Here is a 20,623-nt window from a genome sequence, read left to right on the forward strand (position 1 = left end):
ACTTCCCCCTACAGGAGAATATCCATGTTTTCATTCGTCAAAAAAACGCTGCCGATTATTATCGCGGGCGGAATGTTGTTGGCTGCAAACGCTGCAGTGGCTAAGCAATTAACCATTGGCGTCTCTTTCCAGGAATTAAATAACGATTATTTCGTTACGATGAAACAGTCGCTGGAACAGGCTGCCGCTGAAATTGGCGCGAAGGTGTACGTTGCCGACGCTCACCATGATGTTTCCAAGCAGATTAATGACGTTGAAGACATGCTGCAAAAGAAAGTCGATATTCTGCTTATTAACCCGACGGATACGGTGGGCGTGCAGTCCGCCGTTATGTCTGCCCATAAAGCCGGCGCGGTGGTGGTGGCGATTGATGCCCAGGCAGAAGGTCCGGTGGACTCGTTTGTCGGCTCCGAGAACTATGACGCGGGGTTACAGGCCGGGGAGTATCTGGCGAAATCTATCGGTGGGAAAGGCAAGGTCGCCATCCTCGACGGTATTCCGGTGGTGCCCATCCTTGAGCGCGTACGCGGCTTTGAGGACGCAATGAAAAAATACCCGGATATCAAGATCGTCACCAAGCAGAACGGCAAGCAGGAGCGTGATACCGCACTGACCGTAACAGAAAACATGCTGCAATCCGCCCCGGATCTGAACGGTATCTTCAGCGTTAACGATACCGGCGCACTGGGTGCACTGGCGGCAATTCAGAGCAGCGGTGCCAAGGTGAAACTGGTCAGCGTTGACGGCCAGCCGGAAGCAATTAAAGAGATCGAAAAGGCGGATTCACCGTTTATCGCCACCTCGGCACAGTTCCCGCGTGACCAGCTGCGCATCGCGCTGGGAATTGCGCTGGCCCGCCACTGGGGTGCCAATATTCCGAAAACCGTACCGGTAAAAGTTAAGCTGATCGACCACAGCAATGCGAAAGGCTTTAGCTGGTAATAGCGTGAAATATTCGCTCTGCGCGAGCAGAGCGATAACCCGGAAGCGATGCTGATGACACCTTTACTGGAATTAAAACAGATTAAAAAATCCTTTCCCGGAGTGAAAGCGCTGGACGGTATTAACCTGACGGTGCAGCCCGGAGAAATACATGCGCTGCTTGGAGAAAACGGTGCGGGTAAATCAACGCTGGTGAAAATTATGTGCGGTATTCACCAGCCGGATGCAGGGGAAATTATCTTACAGGGGAAGAACTGTAGTTTTCCTAATTATCGCCACGCCATTGAAGCGGGCATTGGCATTATATTTCAGGAGTTCTCGCTGATCCCTTATATGAGCGCGGTCGATAATATTTTCCTCAACCGGGAAATAAAAAATCGCTGGGGGCTGCTGGATCGTCGTGAGATGCGCCGCAAGGCGCGCAGTGTCTTTAAACGCCTGGCGGTGGATATCGATATGGACTGCCCGGTGGAGCAGTTAAGCGTGGCGCAACAGCAGTTCGTTGAAATTGCCAAAGCGCTGTCGCTGGACGCGCGCGTGCTGGTGCTGGATGAACCCACCGCCACACTGACGCCGGGCGAGGCCGAGCACCTGTTCAGCGTGATGAACGATCTGCGCCTGCTGGGCGTGGGCATGGTGTTTATCTCGCACCATCTGGATGAGATTTTCGCCGTATGCGATCGCATCACCGTGCTGCGCGACGGCTGCTACATCGAAACATTGCCCACCAGCGACACCGATATTGACGAACTGGTGAAGCTGATGGTAGGCCGCAAAATTGAGAACACCTTCCCGGTTAAATCGCACGTGCCGGATCGGACTAAGCGACTGCTGGAAGCCAGCGTTCAGCGCACGAAGCAGAGCCAGACGGATCATTTCCATCTGCACGCCGGAGAGATCCTCGGCTTCGCCGGGCTGGTGGGTTCCGGGCGTACCGAAACCATCTCCGCGCTGATTGGTGCCAGCCCCTGCTACCGTAAAAGCGTCAAGCTTAATGGCCAGGACGGCAGGCTGAGCAGCCCGGCACATGCCTTGCAGCAGGGCATTGGCCTGCTGCCGGAGAACCGCAAAACCGAAGGTCTGGTGCTGCCGTTTTCCGTGGCGCAGAACATCACGCTGAACCGCCATGAAAAGCGCGGCAAGATATTTGTTCATGCCGGTAAAGAGCGTGACATCGTACAAAAGCTGATCCGCGCGGTGGGGGTGAAAACGCCTGACGCCGATACCGCGGTATCAACCCTCAGCGGCGGCAACCAGCAGAAGGTGGTGATCGCTCGCTGGCTGAACAACGACTGTAATATTTTGATCTTTGATGAACCGACGCGCGGTATCGACGTGGGCGCGAAATCGGAAATCTATCAGCTGATGCAGCAACTGACTGCAAAAGGCATCTCCATCATCATGATTTCTTCCGAGCTACCGGAAATTATCGGCGTTTGCGACCGGGTGCTGGTATTCCGGGGTGGGCACATCGTCGCCGAACTGGCCGGGAATGAAATTGAATCTGGCAACATCATGCTACATGCCACCGGGAGCGCATAATGAGCGGAATCGAACAGATGTCATCTACCTCAACTCCCCGCGCTGCGGGACCAGGGCTGGCGAAGCGCTGGGAAAAACTGCTTCATCATCCTGCCGTGCTGCCGTTTATTGGCTTTGTGGTGCTGTTTGTGCTGATGAGCCTGCTGAACGACAGCTTCCTGACGGTGAATAACCTGACCAACGTCGCCCGTCAGGTGTCCATTAACGCCATTATCGCCGTGGGGATGACCTGCGCGATTTTGACCGGCGGTATCGATCTGTCCGTTGGTCCGGTAATGGCGCTGGCCGGTTCCGTTGCTGCCGGACTGATGATGGCCGCCGTTCCTGTACCGCTGGCTGTGCTGGCCGCGCTGCTGGTCGGCGTGCTGTTTGGTCTGGCGAACGGTACTTGTATCGCCTGGCTGCGGATGCCGCCGATTATCGTCACCCTTGCATCAATGGGCATCGCCCGTGGCCTGGCGCTGCTGTACACCGGCGGTTATCCGATCTCCGGCCTGCCGGATGTGTTCTCCTTCCTGGGGCGCGGCACGGTCTTGGGCATTCAGGTGCCGATTCTGGTGATGGCGGCAGTGTACGTGGTGGCGTGGATCATGCTGCACCACCTGTCGTTTGGTCGTTACGTTTATGCCATCGGCGGCAATGAAGAGGCCGCGCGGCTGAGCGGTATCCGCGTGCAGCGCTATAAGATGCTGGTGTATGTGATCAGCGGCGTGACGGCGGCACTGGCCGGTCTGGTGCTGACTTCTCGCCTGATGAGCGGCCAGCCGAATGCCGGTGAAGGTTTTGAGCTGGATGCGATTGCGGCGGTGGTGCTGGGCGGTGCGGCGATTTCCGGCGGTCGCGGAGCGATCATCGGTACGCTGGTGGGCGCGATGATGCTGGGCGTGTTGAACAACGGGCTGAATCTGATGAGTGTGTCGCCGTATATTCAGAATGTGGTGAAGGGCGGAATTATTCTTGCGGCGATTTATTTGAGTTCAGTAAGGCGTAAGTAGTGTCGTTTGGCCAGGTGCATCTGGCCGTGCCGCCTGGGGCGGGGAGGGCTGTTCCGTATGGGGCAGCCCATTTTTTCCTTTCGGTATCGCGGGAATAGTGTCGTCAGGCGTATTGGTGCCGGGATTGTGTCGCGGGAAGATCGTTGTCTGGCGTATCGGTGTGGGATTTTGTCGCGGAAAGACCGTTGTCTGGCTTATCGGTGTCGGTCGGGTTCGCGGACTCGGCGTGAACACGTCCGTGTGGCCTCGAATCGCGCATCCCTGCGCTCAACGGTCCGCGAACCCGCCCGTCACCGATTGCCCACAGGCTATGGTTTCGCTGCGAGTCAAACAGGGTGTGCGCTGGTGTATCTGACCAGGGCTGAATGGTTTGAGTCTGGTTTAACGGTTTCGGTCGGGTTCGCGGACTCGGCGTGAACACATCCGTGTGGCCTCGATTCGCGCGTCCATGCGCTCAACGGTCCGCGAACCCGCCCGTTACCGATTGCCCATAAGCTACGGTTTCGCTGCGAGTCAAACAGGCGCGGGTTGGAGTATCTGACCGGGGGCTGAATGGTTTGAGTCTGGTGTAACGGTGTCCGGTTGGTGTCGCGGGGATATCGTTGTTTGGCGTATCGGTGTCTGGCCTGTTGGTGTCGCTGCGGGTGATGTATATGGCGTATCGCTGTCGGGTTGGTGTCGCGGAGAGATCGTCGTCTGGCGTATCGGTGTCGGTCGGGTTCGCGGACTCGGCGTGAACACGTCCGTGTGGCCTCGATTCGCGCATCCCTGCGCTCAACGGTCCGCGAACCCGCCCGTCACCGATTGCCCACAGACTGTGGTTTCGCTGTGAGTAAAACAGCGCGATGCTGATAAGGCGAACGTTTTGGGGCATTCGAAGCAACGCATTGATTGATAAGGCGAACGTTACGGGGAAGATAAGCCGGGTGTCTGCCGCAGGGATGCGGCAGCCAAGCCCACACGGACGTGTTCACGGCGACCCGGCGTTATTCCCCGTAACGGTCGCCCGGACTCCGCGCTGGCAGCGAAAAAGATGTCCCAGAATTCACGCCCCTAAACGCTCGCCTGAGCGCTGGACTAGCAGCGATAAGTCCGTTCCCAAACGTTCACCGGAGCACCATATCTGGCTTCTGCATGAACTCAAGGAACCAGCAAACTCCCGGTGAAGAATTCCCGCCGTATAACCCGATCGCTATCCGCCGTTTTTATCGCGTTAAACAATAATTCCGCCGCAATCTCTCCCAGCATTTCCGTATCATGATAAACCCCGGCAATACGCATTCCATAACTGGCCGAGCCTGGCGGCTTATCCACGGAGAAAAATTTCACTCGAGGATAGATATTTAACTCATGACATATGGACATTGCGCCCAGCGTAATGATCCCGTTCAGACCGATGATATATTCCGGCTGGTTCTCTTCCTGCATCAGCCAGCTTCTGACTTCCTGCTCCTGTGATATAAAATCATAATCACCGTTTATAATAGTGATGTGATTTTTCTTGCCGTACAGCGCATCCAAAATACCTGCGGTTCGGCTGAGCGTGATTTCAGAGTTCGCCGGACCGCCGAGAATAAGCATCTTAGATTCCGGCTGAGCGGCAAGATATTCCCCGGCCAGCAGACCTATCTCATTGTTATTCAGGAAAACGCCGCTCAACTGTCGGTTAAAAATATCCCTGTCTATAAGAATCAATGGGATATGGTAGGCTTCGGCCTGCTCAAGATAGGCGGGCTGATACTGTTTATCATCTCGTACTGCCGAGAGTAAAATACCCCGTGCCTTATAGCTGAACAGTGCCTGTATTGCCTGGTTCTCCGCCTCTTCGCTGCCGTCTGTATCAAATAACATAATCTGATAACCTTGTTTACGGGCAATGCGTGACACCCTCTGAATCAGCGAGGAATAAAAGGGGTTATACAGGCTGCTGGTGACAATACCAATAATCTGGCTGCTGCTGCTTTTTAATCCCTGGGCAAACGCGTTCGGGACATAATTCAGTTCTTTGGCTATCGCATGGATTTTTTCACGAGTAGCGGGTTTAACCAGTTCAGGTTTATTAAACGCGCGTGATACCGTGATATTAGTGACGCCAGCTCGTCGGGCAATATCCACGATAGTGGAATTTGGAATAGCTTTCGGCACCGTCATTCCTTGCATTTGCTGTGAACAGATCCCTTATTGTAAGGAAGCGCTTTCAAATAAGCCAGATGTAACGCAGGGTGACGATCCTGTTCCGGATAAAGCGCATTTTTGCGCTCGGACTGCCGGTTGACTTAAGGTTAAGCCGTTGGGTCGAGGGGCTGTCATCGTATAAAAAGACGGCATCGGCTGAGGCTCTGGCTTGCTTGTCAGGGGCTGGAAATTTTCAGGACCAGGCCGTGATGTGTTTTACACCTCATCGTGCCTGCTTGCTTTGAGAAGAATTAGGGCGTTTATGCAAACTTCAGGTACGCATCTCTGCACGAGGTAAAGCCCGCATTCCCAACGTAGCTATCTCTTTCGGTGTGTAGCAGGCAGGTGCATTCGTGCTTTCACTATGTATATCTGTATATAGCAAAGTATACGCATCGGTGGTTGCGTTATGTATATATGTATAGAACGAGGCATGGCATTCTGTTCTTTTGCATGTCTCTGTGGGCGTCACAAATCATTTATCCTCGCGTTTTGTTGCTTTGCGCACCCGGCCCGGAGGTGAAATCTTCAGATGCTGAAGTATCCGTTTATCATCCAATCGGAATACGCTGTTTTAACCTTACAAGCGGAACAGTTAAGAATATCGTTTCTATCGCCAGGGGTACCCCGGTTTTGGCAGAATCTTACTGAAGATTCGGTTAAGAATAGAAGTTACTCCTGCTCACTTAAGATGCCGTGAAAATGCACTAAGCTACATGAGATTTTGTAAACCCCTTATTTGTGTCAATTAGTGCGAATGTCTGGGTGTATATACGGCCGATTTGCACCCAATAGCGTGCTTATCGAAATGCAACACGCTCCAATGTTGGCTAAATATCACTCTGGCCTACCATCCTATTTGGGCAGCAGCGACTCCGGAAAAGTGGGACATGCGCAGTGCGTTGGGCGCAAGCGATGTGCTGGCAGAAAGGTTTTCCACGCTGATGGTGGGCACTGGAATGTTTTGCCGGCAGGCGCGAAAACAACGGGTTAATCGGAGCAGGGATCGACATTACGGCGTGAATCAGATAGATAGGTGGTGGCAGCTGTAGCGATCGGCGCAATCCTTTGCGCTGATTTTAGACCAAAGTGAAGCAATAAGCCCGAAATGACCGGGCTTGAAATGATAATAAAAAGTTAAAAAATACTTAAATAAACTAGCGTTTTTTCTTAGGGAAAGACGAGGTCTTTCTGTCTTTAATATAAGAAAAAAGACTATATGCAGAAACGACAATTAATAGTATCGCTACTGTCATTAATATCAGGTCGCTCATTATACGTTCCTCAAAAGATCTTTTATTAATTTTTTCAGAGCAAAAAAGAAAATATAAAGTGGATTTATACTTTCAACTCATAGGTTTTCGAAAAAAATCATCATGTATAAAACAATCTAATGCTTTGCTGTGTGTGCGTTTCACCATTAGCTCAACATCCTATGCCCTGAGAGCGACATAAGACCGTAAAGAAAGTGTAAAATTGGGGCTTTCTAAACTGTTAAGGTATGCTACTGGTTACGACAATACTAAGTAAAATAACTATTCTATCAAATATCTTTGCCCGTCATTTTTTGTTTTTCTCCCTCACAGGCCGAAAAAGAAAGATCAGAGTCTTTTTTTAATTGCTTTTTTTGTTTAGATTTCGTGCGTGGGAAAGGATTCTGCGTATTTAATACAGCAGGTGAAACCAAATGAATCAGCAACTGATTAAACGACCCATTTCGATAGTGTTACCAAGACCTGAGGGACTGTATCAGTTCCATACGGTTGATACTGCCGAAATAGAAAGTGAATTGCGTTACGAATTTTTAACAACTAATTGTAAACCTTATACAACGGATACTGCGCACAACCGTCGGGCTGGAGATCGGAAGGCCACTCAGCGGGCAACGGACGCCGCACAGGGGAGCTTCAGTTCGGTACTGGGTGGCACGAGCAACGCCATTTTCAACCCGTATAAACCGGACTCTGACAGCCTGTTTATCTCCCTGCTATTACAGGGCACCGTGGAGCTGACCGGGCGGACCTTGTTAGAAACCAAGGTGATGACGGCCGGATCGCTGGCGCTGTACGAACGGGATAAACCGCTGCACTACAACAGCGGCCACGTGAAGCAGCTGTTTCTGATCCTGCCCTATGCCGATGCACGTGCTGCGCTGGGCGGTGGTCTGGATGAGCTGGCGTTATCCCTTGACGATCAGCCGCTGGCTCCGTTTATTCGCTCGCAGATGATGCTGCTGGATGCCCACGCGGCCCATCTGAGCACTAAAGCCATCTCCAGCATTCTGGACGGGCTGTATAACGTCTCGCTGCTGATGCTGGCGGATATTGGCAGGGAGCGCGGCAACCGTATCGAAGGCAGCAAGAACTTTATTTTTTCCGCCGCCAAGCGCTACATCGAGCAGAACTATGCTCAGGTGAATCTGTCGCCGGATGCGATTGCCGTTGCGCTGCGCTGTTCGCGTTCGGGCCTGGATCGTGCGTTTCTTGAACAGCATACGTCCGTGATGCGTGTGCTGCAGGAAGTGCGTCTTAAAGCAGCCCGATACCGTTTAGAAAATTTTGCGGAAGAGCGTATTGATACCATTGCTTACCAGTGTGGGTTCAGCAGCCCCAGTATTTTCAGTAAGCTCTTTAAACTGCGTTTCGGCATGTCGCCTAAGGCATGGCGTCAGGCTTTTATTAACAGCTATTCTTTTTACCCTGCGGAAGAGAGTAACGCCTGCGGCTGATTAAACGCCCGGCTGCTCATCGTGCTGTCCCTGACCTGTAAAGACCAATGTGGACAGCAGCACGGCCTCTGGATGAGGCCACCTCTTTAATCTGACGATTTATCCCTGTTTAACGATTGGATAGCTGACCAGCGGTTTGATCTCCTTAAGCACAAACATACTTTGCATCTCTTTGATTCCCGGCAGGCGACGGATAACCGCCATCGCGAAATCTGCGTAGGCGTCCAGATCCCGGGCCACCACCTGTAACAGAAAATCCGCATCGCCGCCGATGCTGTAGCAGGCTACCACGTGCTCCAGTTCCGCGACCTCCTTCTCGAACCGACGCGCTTCGGACTCGCTGTGGCTGTCGATGGAGACGCGAACAAAAACCATCACCCCCAGGCCAATTTTTTTACGGTTCAGCACGGCGCGGTAGCCCTGAATCACCTCGTCCTCTTCCAGCTTGCGTACTTTGCGCCAGCAGGGCGAAGCCGAAAGACCAATTTCATCGGCAAGGGTCTGATTGGTCGTGCGGGCATCCTGCTGCAGCAGTGAAAGAATTTTTATTTCGGTGGGGCCTAAGCTCATAGGGGCAGACTCTGTCTTCTATTGGGTTGTTAAAGGTAAATCATGCCCTTATCTGGTCAATTTTCAACTGATTAAGACAACTTTTTCCCGGCCCGTCGGCGCATAATAAAGGCCTGAATATTGATCTGTTAAACGCCTGAGCGTATGGAAATAAGATGAAATTTGATGCCAGTCAGCACCGTTGTACCATCGTGATTAATGACCAGCTCAGCCCGGGGCTGGCGATGAATGCCGCCAGCGTGATCGGTATCAGCTTTGGCCGTACGGTTGAGAATCTGGTGGGGCCGGACCTGCAAAGTGCGGACGGCGTGAACTATCCGGGGGTAATTTATGCTCCGCTACCGGTGCTGCTGGCCGGAGATGATTACGTGCAGCAGCTGCTGCATATCGCCAGCGAGGATGAAGAGATCTACGCCATGCCGTTTAGTGCGCTGGCGCAGTCGTGCAGAACCTACGAGGAGTACGGCGAGCGCATTTCCCCGGTGAACAGCCAGCAGATTGAGCTGGTGGCAATCGGATTGATTGGACCGAAAAAGAAAATTAGCCGCCTGACCGGTAATCTGCCGCTGTATAAGTGATGGGGCAGACGTCAGCCCGGCCCCGTCCTGATTTACGCCAGGCCGTTATTCACCAGCGAGCTGCGGGTGATGTCGGCGATCGTTTTCGCTCCGGTCAGTGTCATCGCCACGCGCATCTCTTTCTCAATCAGCGTCAGCAGGTTTTCGACGCCAGCCTGCCCGGCGGTGGCCAGCGCATAGATAAAGGCGCGGCCCAGCAGCACGCTGTCGGCACCGAGCGCAATCATCCTCACCACGTCAAGGCCGTTGCGGATGCCGCTGTCGGCCAGAATGGTGATGTCGCCCTTCACCGCATCGGCGATCTGCGGCAGCGCCCGCGCGGTAGACAGCACGCCATCCAGCTGACGTCCGCCGTGGTTGGATACCACGATGCCGTCTGCACCGAAGCGCACGGCATCACGGGCATCGTCAGCATCGAGAATGCCTTTAATCACCATCGGGCCATCCCAGAACTCGCGAATCCACTCCAGGTCTTTCCAGCTGATGGACGGATCGAAGTTGTTTGCCAGCCAGCCGATGTAATCTTCCAGCCCGGTCGGCTTGCCGAGGTAGGTGGAGATATTGCCAAGATCGTGCGGGCGACCGTTAAGGCCGACGTCCCACGCCCACTGCGGGTGCAGCACGGCCTGCATATAGCGGCGCATCGCCGCGTTCGGGCCGCTCATGCCGGAGTGGGCATCGCGGTAGCGCGCGCCGGGCGTTGGCATGTCAACGGTAAACACCAGCGTGGTGCAGCCTGCGGCCTTGGCGCGCTCCAGCGCATTGCGCATAAAGCCGCGATCCTTCAGCACGTAGAGCTGGAACCACATCGGACGGTTGATCGCTGGAGCCACTTCTTCAATCGGGCAGACGGAAACGGTGGAGAGCGTAAAGGGAATACCTTTCGCCGCCGCTGCCCGCGCCGCCTGAACTTCACCCCGGCGGGCATACATTCCGGTCAGCCCCACCGGGGCCAGCGCCACCGGCATTGAAAGCGTTTCGTTAAACAGCGTGGTTTGCAGGCTCAGTTCGGACATATCGTTGAGCACGCGCTGCTTCAGGGCGATTTGCGCCAGGTCTTCAACGTTGCGCCGCAGCGTATGCTCGGCGTAGGCACCGCCGTCGATATAGTGAAAAAGGAAGGGCGGCAGCATACGTTTGGCCGCCGCGCGATAGTCAGTTCCTGCCGAAATAATCATCAGATCTATCCTTTGTTACATCATTCTCTGTCATCCGGCAGCCGGGTAATCCGCTGCTGTCGGGCTTCATCTTCATGCAGGGTTTTCATCGTGGTGAGGACAAACCCTAAATGGTGCTGAGCCGCTTTACGCGCCCGTTCCGGGTCGCTGGCGAGGATCGCCAGCAGCAGCTCTTCATGTTGTTCAGTCAGGCGAGCAAAGATGGTTGGGACGGTGTACATCCGTTCGCGGCTGCGCGCTACCGAGCTTTGCAGCAGGTCGAAGAAGCCGCGCATAGTTTGCAGCAGCACCACATTGTGTGAGGCTTCCGCAACCGCCAGGTGGAAGCGCACGTCGGCCTGGTTGGCCATATCGGCTGAAATGCTCTCCTGCTGCTGGATGGCATCAAAGCAGTTTTGCAGCCGCTCTTTGTCGGCGGGCGTTGCCCGCAGCGCGGCATACCAGGCGGTACTGGCCTCGATGGCGTGGCGCGCCTCCAGAATATCGTTGTGATAGTTCGGGTCATCGGCAACCAGCACCTTCAGCGGCTGCACGATGCGTTCCTCCGACCAGCGGGTATTTTCATCACAGAGCCAGGTGCCACCGCCGCGTTTGCTGTGCAGCACGCCTTCACCAATCAGCGAGCGAATAGCCTCGCGCAGTGAAGAGCGTGAAACACCCAGTTCCTGCGCCAGCTGGCGCTCGGCGGGCAGGCGTGCCCCCGGCTCCAGCTGGCGCTGATGGATCAGGGTTTTAATACGTCCGGCAAGGAGCAGGGTGCCGGAAGGCGATGGCGCAAGGGTCATGGGATCATCCAGGTGAGCACGTAGGCTTGTAAGGTGGTAATGACCCCTACCATACAGGTGAAAATCAGACTGTGCTTCACCGTAAAGCGGAACAGGTCAGATTCTCTGCCCACCAGGCCCACGGCGGCGCAGGCGATGGCGATCGACTGCGGCGAGATCATCTTGCCGGTCACGCCGCCGGTGGTGTTGGCGGCAACCAGCAGCAGGTCCGACACGCCAATCTGCTGCGCTGTGGTGGCCTGCAGTGCGGCGAACAGGGCGTTAGATGAGGTATCCGAACCGGTCAGGAACACGCCCAGCCAGCCGAGGAACGGCGAGAAGAAGGTAAACGCGTGGCCGGTATGGGCCAGCGCCAGCGCCAGCGTGGCGGAAAGACCGGAGTAGTTGGCGATGAAGGCGAAGGCCAGCACCATCCCGATAGAGTAAATCGGCAGCGTCAGCTCTTTCAGCGTGCTGGTGAAGGTGCTTAGCGCGTCGGCCGGTTTCATCTTCAGATAAACGATAGAGATCAGTGCGGCAACGATAATCGCCGTGCCGGTCGCGGACAGCCAGTCGAACTTGTAGACCGCGGCATACGGCGTGATGGCCGCGACTACCGGCGGCATCTTCGCCACGAGCTTGTCGAGGAACGGAACCGGGATGTTCACGACCAGGTTATACAGCTCGCCGCCCGGAGCGAACAGCGCCTTAAACGGCGGAATGCTCCACAGAGTAACGGTGGCGGTCAGGAACAGGAACGGCATCCAGGCGCGGATAATCTGCCCTGGGCGATACTTTTCCACCACCAGCGGCTGCACGGTGGCGTTCTCCGTGGGGGCAAAGCGGAAGATACGCACCGGCTTCCACACGCGCAGGAACAGCGTCAGGCACACCAGTGAAACCAGCGACGAGATAATGTCCGGCAGTTCCGGGCCGAGGAAGTTAGAGCTGAGGTACTGTGCCAGGGCAAACGAACCACCCGCCACAATCACCGCTGGCCAGGTTTCTTTAATCCCGCGCCAGCCGTCCATGATCGCCATGATCCAGAACAGCACGATGATGGTCAGGAACGGCAGCTGGCGGCCGACCATCTGGCCAATTTCAAAGCTGTCCAGTCCGGTAACCTGCCCGGCAACGATAATCGGAATGCCCATTGCGCCAAAGGCTACCGGCGCGGTGTTGACGATCAGGCACAGACCGGCGGCGTAGAGCGGGTTAAAGCCCAGTCCTACCAGCAGCGCGGCGGTGATCGCCACGGGCGCGCCGAATCCGGCGGCGCCTTCCAGGAAGGCACCAAACGAGAAGCCAACGATCAGCATTTGCAGGCGCTGGTCCGGGGTGATCGACAGGATCGAGGCACGGATAATATTAAACTGCCCGGTTTTCACCGAGATTTTGTAGACGAACACCGCGGCGACGATGATCCAGGCGATCGGCCAGAGCCCGTAGAAGAAGCCGTAAACCACCGAAGCCAGCGCGCGATCGACCGGCATCCGGTAGAGGAACAGCGCGACCAGCAGCGCCAGCGCAACGGTGATCGTCGCGGCAACGTACCCTTTCAGCTTGAGCTTAATCAGGGCGAAGAAGAAGAAGATGATCGGAATGGCGGCGATCAGGCTGGACAGCCAGATATTGCCGAGCGGATCGTAAACTTGTTGCCAGGATTGCATGGCGGCGTCTCCAAAAACATTCTTTTTATAACCAGATTGGTCTGACCAAAATGGCGATTTCGTGTGTGCTGCCGCTGATGGTTAATATTTTGTTAGTATAAAACAACAGATGTGATGTTTATTTTGTCTTTCTGTGCGTGGTATTCACATTTTATTTAAATTGGTCTGGCCAAATTGTGGAGTTCTGACAGGGAAAATGCGGGTATTCAGAAGTGAGGAATTGATTTAAATCCGTACGACATGACGATGAAAAAGTTCGAGCCGGGAAATGGGGAGCGGGTCGGAGTTATCCGTAATAGTAACGGGCAGCCAGGCCGCCCGTTACAGGTAGAGACTTAAAGCAGGACTTAGAACGACATGGTGACACCAGCGTAGTACGCGCGGCCCGGTTCGTTATAGGTCGATGCGCCGTCGTTGGCGCGGTACAGCTGTTTATCCAGCAGGTTGCTGACGCCGCCGTTCAGGCGCAGATCTTTGGTCAGCTCGTAGTTGAGGCTGATGCCAACCACCGAGTACGCGCCGATTTCAGTGCTGGACATTCCTTCCACTTCCAGTCGGGTTTCACTGTACTCACGCGGCTTCTGACGGCCGTACATCGTCCAGTTTACCGCGGTGGAAAGCTTATCGGTCACCTGATAATCCAGCATGGTGTTGATGGTGTACTTCGGAATGATCGACAGCGGGTTGCCGGTTTCCTTGCTCTTCGACTCCATCATATAGGTAGCGTTGGTGCGCCAGTCGAGCACGTCACGCAGCAGTGGTACGGTCAGGTTAGCTTCCAGTCCTTCCACCAGCGCCTTGCCGCCGTTTTCCCACTGGAGCACGTTATAGTTGGTCGTGGTGGTGGCAATAATGTCGGTACCGGCGACGATTTTGTTTTTGTAATCGTTGCGGAACCAGGTGATACCCGCGGAGTAGCCCTCGGCGGCGAACTCCAGCCCCAGCTCTTTGTTCACGCTGACTTCGGCATCCAGGTCGGTGTTACCCAACAGGTAGCAGCTGCCGCTGGAGATGGTTTTCGGGCAGCCGTTGCCGCGCGTGCCGAGCAGATAGCCTTCGCTGGACTGATACAGGTTCGGCGCTTTAAACACTCTGGCGATACCGGCCTTCACCTTGAAGAACTCGCCGAGATCCTGCGACAGGTTCAGGCTTGGGCTCCAGTTATTACCGAACTGATTGTGGTGGTCGAAGCGCAGGCCCGGGATCAGGAAGGTGCCGACCCACGGTTCGATGTTATCTTCGAAGTAGACGGCCGCGGTGGTGGCGCTGTTTTTCGCATTACGGTCCGCCGGATTGCCCGACTGGCCGCCCACGGCCACGCCGCCGGCGTCGGTGGCGCTGATTGACGCCGGGTCGTTCAGCTCTTCACGATTCCACTCCGCGCCGAGGGTGACGGTTTGCGATAGCCACTGCTCAATCGGGATATTCACTTCGCCGCTGGTGCGGTAATTTTCCAGACGGCTGGTGCTGAACTCGTCGCTGTTGATCATCCCCTCCACACGCCCGGTGGAGCCTTCGTTCAGGCGCGTGTTGTTGGTTTTTTCATACGACGCGGTGAATTTCGAGGTGCCCCATTCCCAGAAGCCGTTGTGGGTCAGGCCGTAGGACTGGCGATAAAGGCGGTTGGTTTCAGAGCCATACAGCGAGTCGACCAGGCCATTCGGGCTGAGGTTGCCGTTGCTGTACTGCGTGTCTCCTGCGTAGATATTGCCCTGGCGGCTGTAGCTGTAATCGAAATCAACGATCTGCGACGGCGTCAGTTTCCAGGAGAGCAGGGCGTTAATGTCTTTATTACGCACCCCTTCACGACCGGCGGCATAAGAGCCGTTCTGTGCGTTGTTGATATCGGCGGCATCGGCGTCGGTTTTGTTGATGTTGCCGTACAGGCGCATGGTCAGCGCATCACCGGCCAGCGGGCCGCTGAGGTTAAAGTTGGCGCGTTTGGTATCGCCCTCTTTGCTGTCTTCCGGCTGGTTGGTGAACAGGGAAAGCGAGCCGTGCCAGTCTTTGGTTGGGCGCTTGGTATAGATATTGATCACCCCGCCCGCCGCGCCGGAGCCGTAACGCGCCGCCGCCGGGCCGCGCAGCACTTCGATACGATCAACCAGCTCGACAGGCACCCAGTTGGTGTCGCCGCGCGTATCGCGTTCGCCTTTCCAGCTGTAGCGCACCGAACTGCGGGAATTCACCGGTACGCCGTCGATCAGGATCAGCGTGTTTTCCGGGCCCATGCCGCGAATGTCGATCTGACGGTTGTTGCCGCGGCTGCCGTTGGCGCTGTTACCGGTCAGATTGACGCCGGGCATTTTGCGGATGATGTCGGAGAGGTCGTTGACCGGTGGGCTTTTGGCAATATCGTCGGCGGTGATGATCGAAACGCCGGGCTGCTGTTTCAGTTCCTGTTCAGCGGTTTTCTGGACCGTCATCACGGCGTCGCTGTCGTTAGTTTCTGCGTCTTCCGCTGCACTGGCTGTGGTCGCCATTAAACCGGTAAGAAGCAGAGCCAGAGGGTGAATCCGAAAACGTCCATATCTGTTCATCAAATAATCTCAAATTGTGGAGGATTGTAAGATGATGTGTATGATAACGAGAATTGTTATCACTTAAAGACCTGTAAGGACGAATTCACAATATCTCCACAATTGGCTACTTTTGTCAGTTTTTATCAGTTAAATTCCAGTAAATGCGGATTTTTCAGTTCGTTAAGTGTCATTTTCGCCTTTACATTCCGCGAAATTGTGCAGATTTTGTGTAGAACTCTGGCTTTAGCACGATGTGTTGATCTCAAACACTACACATTTCAGTCTTTTGCCGTTATTATCCCGCAACAAAATTTAATACGAATAGTTCTCATTTATATCAGTTTTCTGATTCTCAGGAGAGAGAAAATGCGTTTCCCTCAGGCCATTACGTCATCTCTGTTTGCGCTGTCCCTGGTTTGTTCACCCGCTGCGTTTGCTGCCACCGAAGGCGCAACGGTCAGCATCGTTCATGCCCAGGGCACCACGGCGGTACCGAAAAATCCGCAGCGTGTGGTGGTTCTTAGCCCGGCCGCGCTGGATATTACCGATGCGCTTGGCGTGAAGGTGATTGGCGTACCGAAAACCAGCGCCCACTACCCGGCGCACCTGGCAAAATATAATGGCCAGGACTATTTCGATGCCGGTACGTTGTTTGAGCCAAACTTTGAAGCTCTGAGCAACGCCAAGCCTGACCTGATTATTGCCGGTGCCCGCGCGCGTGATGCCTACGGCAAACTGAGTGAAATTGCACCGACCATCTCTCCCGATCTCGACCCGCACAACTTCCTCGCGAGCATGACCGAACGCACCGAGCAGCTGGGTGAAATCTTCGGCAAGCAGGAGAAAGCCAAAGAGGTGCTGGCCGCGTTTAACGCCCAGATCGCCGACGTTCGTAAAGAGTCCGCCAATGCCGGTAGCGCGATGATGCTGATGGTTAACGGCGGCAAGCTCAGCGCTTACTCACCGGGTTCCCGCTTTGGCTTTATCTATGATGTGCTGGGCTTTAAACCGGCTACCACCTTTGCGGAAACCGGCAACCACGGCAACTCGGTATCACCCGAGTTCGTGATGGAAGCTAACCCGGACTGGCTGTTCGTGCTGGATCGCGACAGCGCGATTGGCCGTAAAGAGGGCAGCTCTGCGCAACAGGTGCTGGATAACCCGCTGGTGCGAAAAACCAACGCCTGGAAAAAACAGCAGGTGGTTTACCTGGACTCCGGTTCGCTGTATATCGCCGGTGGTCTGCAAAGCTACAGCCTGTTGATGACCCAGGTGAAGCAGGTACTGGATAAGTCGAAAACCCAGCCGTAAATGAAATCCTTCGCCTTTACCGCAGGCCTGGCATTATTGCTGGGCCTTACTGTTTTTAGCCTGTTTGTGGGCGTCAGCCGCGTTACCCTGATCAGTCTGTGGACCGATCCTGAAATGCGCGAGATCCTGCTTATCAGTCGTTTCCCCCGTACTGCCGCGCTGCTGCTGGCGGGTAGCGCCATGAGCGTTGCCGGTCTGATTATGCAGATGCTGACGCAGAACCGCTTTGTTGAACCCTCCGTCGTCGGTACTACCCAGTCGGCCAGCCTTGGCCTGCTGCTGGTGATGATCGTCAGCCCCGCCGCGCCGATTATGCTGAAAATGGGCGTAGCCTCGCTGTTTGCGCTGTTCGGCACCGCGCTGTTTATGCTGCTGATTAACCGCATTCGGATGAAATCGTCGCTGATGGTGCCGCTGGCGGGCATTATGCTCGGCGCGGTGTTCAGCGCGGTCACCACGTTCCTGGCGATGAAGTTCGATCTGCTGCAGGCGCTGGGTGCCTGGGAGTCCGGTGATTTTTCCAGCGTGATGCAGGGCCGTTACGAGCTGCTGTGGGGCGTGGGGATTATCACCCTGCTGGCCGCGCTGATTGCCGACCGCTTTACCGTTGCCGGTATGGGCCGCGACTTCTCGGTGAATATTGGCCTGCGCTACCAGCAGACCATGCTGATCGGCATGGCGATGATCGCGCTGATTAGCGGCGTGGTGATCGTGGTGGTGGGCGTGCTGCCATTCCTCGGCTTAATCGTGCCGAATATCGTCAGCCTGGCGCTGGGCGATAACCTGCGGCGCACCGTGCCGTGGGTGGCGCTGCTGGGGGCGATGCTGGTGCTGGCCTGCGATATTATCGGCCGCCTGATTATCCATCCGTTTGAAATTCCCGTCAGTGCGCTGCTCGGCGTGCTGGGCGCGGTGATTTTCCTCGTGCTGATTGTGAGGTCAAAACGCCGTGTACACTGAGAACTCAACCGCCAGCCGGTTCACGCCGGGCCGCCGCCTGCTGCTGCTGAGCGCGCTGGTACTGGTGCTGATGGCGATCTTTATGACCATCCAGCTCCACGGCAATATCGCCTACATCCTTAAGCACCGCGGGCAGATTCTGGCCACCATGGTGCTGGTGGCGTTTGCCTCCGGCATCGGTACGCTGCTGTTCCAGACGGTGACGCAGAACCGCATTTTGACCCCGTCGGTGATGGGGCTGGAGTCGCTGTTTGTCCTGCTGCAAACCGTGCTGATCTTCGCGCTGGATATCGGCGGGCTGAGCATGTTGGGCAGCGTGGGCCGCTTCCTGGCGGAGGGCGCGCTGCTGGTGACCTTTGCCACGCTGCTCTATCGCTGGCTACTGAGCGGTTCCGGGATGGATCTGCACCGCGTGCTGTTGATTGGTCTGGTGTGCGGCACGCTGTTCCGCAGCGCCTCCGGGCTGATGCAGCGGCTGATGTCGCCCGGCGAATTTGCCGTGCTGCAAAGCCGGATATTCGCCACCTTTACCCGCGCCGACGGCGGCGTGCTGATGGTCTGCGCGCTGATTGTCGCGCTGGTGTCGCTGGTGGTCTGGCGGATGCGCCACCGGCTGGACGTGATCGCGCTGGGGGCCAATTCCGCCACCGCGCTGGGCGTGCCGTACCGCCGTAACGTGACCGGCATTCTGCTGCTGGTGGCGCTGCTGGTCGCTACCTCGACCGCGCTGGTCGGGCCGATGATGTTCCTCGGTCTGCTGATCGTCAACCTGACCTATCCGCTGATCGGTTCCTGGCGGCATCACTATCTGCTACCCGGCAGCGTATTGATTGGCATGGTCACGCTGATTGGCGGCCAGCTGGTGCTGGAGCGCCTGCTGGATATGGCCGGAACGCTGTCGGTGGTGATCGAATTTACCGGCGGTGCGCTGTTTATCTACCTGTTGCTGAAGAAGGCCAAAAAGTGATTGAAGTAAAAAACGTCAGTAAACACTATGACCAGCAGCCGGTTCTGCAGGATATCTGTGCCACTCTGCCTTCCTCGGGCGTGACCTCGATTATCGGCCCCAACGGCGCGGGCAAGTCCACGCTGCTGTCGGTGATCAGCCGCCTGCTGCTGGCGGACAGCGGCAGCGTCAGCGTCGATGCGCTGGACGTCAGCGATGCCAACAGCGAAAAGCTGGCGCAGGTGCTGTCGGTACTGCGCCAGGAGAACCATTTCACCAGCCGCCTGACGGTGTACGATCTGGTCAGCTTTGGCCGTTATCCCTACAGCAAAGGGCGACTGAACGCCGACGACCGCCGCCACGTTGAGCAGGCGCTGGGCTTTCTGGATCTGATCCCGCTGCAAAACCGCTATCTGGATGAGCTTTCCGGCGGGCAGCGCCAGCGTGCCTTTGTGGCGATGGTGTTATGCCAGGACACGAAATACGTGCTGCTGGATGAGCCGCTGAACAACCTGGATATGAAGCACAGCGTGGCGATGATGCGCCAGCTGCGTCGCGCGGCGGACGAGCTGGAGAAGTCGATTGTGCTGGTGATCCACGACATCAACTTTGCCTCTGCGTGGTCGGACTACATTCTGGCGATGAAGGGCGGCAGGCTGGTGTTTCGCGGTACGCCGCAGGAGGTGATGGTGCCGCAGGTGATTGAGGATATCTTCGATCTGCCGGTCACCATCGAAGAGCTGAACGGCCAGCGCATCGCGGTGTACTACCGCTGATTATTCTGGCGTTCAGGCTGGCATCAACGCTGGTGCTGCACGCTGTCTCTTCGCTGCTCTGCCTCGCGGATCTGCGGCGTTTAATCGCCGTATGATGCAACGGCGTTTATTCGCCTCCTGCGGCGGGTGCCGTGCTGCTTTGCGCGGCGCGGCACCGTTCTGGATAGTCATCACGCCAGCTTGATCAGCACCATCCCCACCAGCAACAGCAGCAGACCGGCCCAGCCTTTGCGGTTCAGGCGCTGGCCGAACAGCACCCAGCCCGCGGCGACGGTAGCGACAATACCAAAGCCGCCCCACAGCGCGTAGGCTACCGACAGATCGATGCCCTTCACCGCCTGAGATAGCGCGCTGAACGCCGCCAGCACCGCGCCCAGCGACAGCACGCCATAAACCTTGCGCCGGAAGCCGTCGGATAGTTTCAGGAAAATATTAGCGACGATTTCCAGAACGATGGCGCCCGCCAGCCATGCCGCATGCCCCCATTCAAACGCCTGCATGCTGCACCTCCACGGTTTTCTTCGCCGCGCGGGTCCCGGACTTAATCAGCGCAATACCGACCACCAGCGTGGTCAGGCCGAGCAGCTTAGTCAGCGACAGCGACTCTTCAAACAGCAGTACGCTGAACAGGGTAATAAACAGAATGCCGATCCCTTCCCACATCGCGTAGGCCACCCCGAGGGCGATTTTCTTAATCGAAAACGACAGGGTGATGTAGGAGAGGGCGATCATCAGCAGCATTAAAAAATAGCCAAGCGGATTGCCGCTGACGCCGGACCACTTCATCAGCAGGGTGCCGGTAATTTCAAAGGCGATGGCCAGCGCCAGTAATAGCCAGTAAATCATGATGCATCTTCCGTAAGATGTGAATAGCGAGCCTGAAAGCGTGGATAAACCGACGCAGGCTGAAATTAAACAGGGCAAATGACCGCACGGCGTGCGTGATGCCAAAACGGAAGATCGGGA

18 protein-coding genes are annotated in these 20,623 nt (G+C 55.9%); 9 read left to right on the forward strand and 9 right to left on the reverse strand.

The features are described from left to right. Window positions 1-24: 24 nt before the first annotated feature. The 3 genes from JOE09_RS12250 to JOE09_RS12260 are packed head-to-tail and all read left to right on the forward strand — an operon-like array spanning window position 25 to window position 3,479. Window positions 25-942, forward strand: coding sequence for an ABC transporter substrate-binding protein (locus JOE09_RS12250; protein WP_105592446.1), 918 nt, complete (start codon window positions 25-27; stop codon window positions 940-942). A 54-nt stretch (window positions 943-996) separates the two neighbouring features. Beyond that, window positions 997-2,484: a sugar ABC transporter ATP-binding protein gene (locus JOE09_RS12255; protein WP_200546272.1), complete on the forward strand. Its 1,488-nt coding sequence runs from the start codon at window positions 997-999 to the stop codon at window positions 2,482-2,484. 17 nt (window positions 2,485-2,501) lie between these two features. Beyond that, window positions 2,502-3,479 carry an ABC transporter permease gene (locus JOE09_RS12260; RefSeq protein ID WP_123332136.1) on the forward strand — a complete coding sequence of 326 codons (978 nt, stop codon included), beginning with the start codon at window positions 2,502-2,504 and terminating at the stop codon, window positions 3,477-3,479. A 1,140-nt stretch (window positions 3,480-4,619) separates the two neighbouring features. On the opposite strand, the gene JOE09_RS12265 is transcribed toward JOE09_RS12260, so the two are convergent. Both JOE09_RS12265 and JOE09_RS26425 read right to left on the reverse strand, forming a co-directional pair. Beyond that, window positions 4,620-5,624 (reverse strand): substrate-binding domain-containing protein, encoded by a 1,005-nt coding sequence (locus tag JOE09_RS12265; RefSeq protein WP_205065960.1) that lies wholly within the window; start codon window positions 5,622-5,624, stop codon window positions 4,620-4,622. Window positions 5,625-6,811: 1,187 nt separating this feature from the next. After that, a complete protein-coding gene (locus tag JOE09_RS26425) occupies window positions 6,812-6,928 on the reverse strand; it encodes a small membrane protein (protein ID WP_146114129.1) in 117 nt (38 codons plus the stop codon). Between the two features lie 413 nt (window positions 6,929-7,341). Here JOE09_RS26425 and JOE09_RS12275 point away from each other — a divergent pair, with 413 nt between their 5' ends. Continuing rightward, on the forward strand, window positions 7,342-8,382 hold the full coding sequence (locus JOE09_RS12275; RefSeq protein ID WP_205065961.1) for an AraC family transcriptional regulator: 1,041 nt from the start codon (window positions 7,342-7,344) through the stop codon (window positions 8,380-8,382). A gap of 99 nt (window positions 8,383-8,481) precedes the next feature. Here JOE09_RS12275 and JOE09_RS12280 read toward each other — a convergent pair whose 3' ends face one another. Further along, window positions 8,482-8,952: an Lrp/AsnC family transcriptional regulator gene (locus JOE09_RS12280; protein WP_205065962.1), complete on the reverse strand. Its 471-nt coding sequence runs from the start codon at window positions 8,950-8,952 to the stop codon at window positions 8,482-8,484. Between the two features lie 155 nt (window positions 8,953-9,107). Here JOE09_RS12280 and JOE09_RS12285 point away from each other — a divergent pair, with 155 nt between their 5' ends. Next, entirely contained in the window at window positions 9,108-9,530 is a 423-nt protein-coding gene (locus tag JOE09_RS12285; protein WP_205065963.1) for a DUF2000 domain-containing protein, read from the forward strand. 32 nt (window positions 9,531-9,562) lie between these two features. Here JOE09_RS12285 and lldD read toward each other — a convergent pair whose 3' ends face one another. From lldD to JOE09_RS12305, 4 genes are all read right to left on the reverse strand, one after another. After that, window positions 9,563-10,708: an FMN-dependent L-lactate dehydrogenase LldD gene (lldD, locus tag JOE09_RS12290; protein WP_205065964.1), complete on the reverse strand. Its 1,146-nt coding sequence runs from the start codon at window positions 10,706-10,708 to the stop codon at window positions 9,563-9,565. A gap of 20 nt (window positions 10,709-10,728) precedes the next feature. Beyond that, on the reverse strand, window positions 10,729-11,493 hold the full coding sequence (gene lldR, locus JOE09_RS12295) for a transcriptional regulator LldR (protein ID WP_205065965.1): 765 nt from the start codon (window positions 11,491-11,493) through the stop codon (window positions 10,729-10,731). Then, entirely contained in the window at window positions 11,490-13,142 is a 1,653-nt protein-coding gene (gene lldP, locus JOE09_RS12300; RefSeq protein ID WP_205065966.1) for an L-lactate permease, read from the reverse strand. The genes lldR and lldP overlap by 4 nt, the downstream gene beginning before the upstream one ends. A 347-nt stretch (window positions 13,143-13,489) precedes the next feature. Then, window positions 13,490-15,625, reverse strand: a complete 2,136-nt coding sequence (locus JOE09_RS12305; protein ID WP_239553041.1) for a TonB-dependent siderophore receptor — start codon at window positions 15,623-15,625, stop codon at window positions 13,490-13,492. 405 nt (window positions 15,626-16,030) lie between these two features. Here JOE09_RS12305 and JOE09_RS12310 point away from each other — a divergent pair, with 405 nt between their 5' ends. The 4 genes from JOE09_RS12310 (at window position 16,031) to JOE09_RS12325 (ending at window position 19,657) form a co-directional block, all read left to right on the forward strand. Further along, window positions 16,031-16,975 carry a siderophore ABC transporter substrate-binding protein gene (locus JOE09_RS12310; RefSeq protein ID WP_205065968.1) on the forward strand — a complete coding sequence of 315 codons (945 nt, stop codon included), beginning with the start codon at window positions 16,031-16,033 and terminating at the stop codon, window positions 16,973-16,975. Continuing rightward, complete coding sequence (locus JOE09_RS12315; RefSeq protein WP_205065969.1) at window positions 16,976-17,935, forward strand: ABC transporter permease; 960 nt, start codon at window positions 16,976-16,978, stop codon at window positions 17,933-17,935. Window positions 17,936-18,005: 70 nt separating this feature from the next. Beyond that, window positions 18,006-18,902 carry an iron chelate uptake ABC transporter family permease subunit gene (locus JOE09_RS12320; protein WP_205066148.1) on the forward strand — a complete coding sequence of 299 codons (897 nt, stop codon included), beginning with the start codon at window positions 18,006-18,008 and terminating at the stop codon, window positions 18,900-18,902. Continuing rightward, window positions 18,899-19,657, forward strand: coding sequence for an ATP-binding cassette domain-containing protein (locus JOE09_RS12325; protein WP_205065970.1), 759 nt, complete (start codon window positions 18,899-18,901; stop codon window positions 19,655-19,657). Before JOE09_RS12320 ends, JOE09_RS12325 begins: the two co-directional genes overlap by 4 nt. A 170-nt stretch (window positions 19,658-19,827) precedes the next feature. Here the strand turns inward: JOE09_RS12325 and mdtI are convergent, their stop codons facing one another. Together mdtI and mdtJ are read right to left on the reverse strand one after the other, a co-directional pair. Next, a complete protein-coding gene (mdtI, locus tag JOE09_RS12330; protein WP_205065971.1) occupies window positions 19,828-20,157 on the reverse strand; it encodes a multidrug/spermidine efflux SMR transporter subunit MdtI in 330 nt (109 codons plus the stop codon). Beyond that, on the reverse strand, window positions 20,144-20,506 hold the full coding sequence (gene mdtJ, locus JOE09_RS12335) for a multidrug/spermidine efflux SMR transporter subunit MdtJ (RefSeq protein ID WP_420830649.1): 363 nt from the start codon (window positions 20,504-20,506) through the stop codon (window positions 20,144-20,146). Before mdtJ ends, mdtI begins: the two co-directional genes overlap by 14 nt. Window positions 20,507-20,623 lie beyond the last annotated feature (117 nt).

Source organism: Pantoea coffeiphila (genome assembly GCF_016909495.1).
Taxonomy (GTDB): Bacteria; Pseudomonadota; Gammaproteobacteria; order Enterobacterales; family Enterobacteriaceae; genus Erwinia; species Erwinia coffeiphila.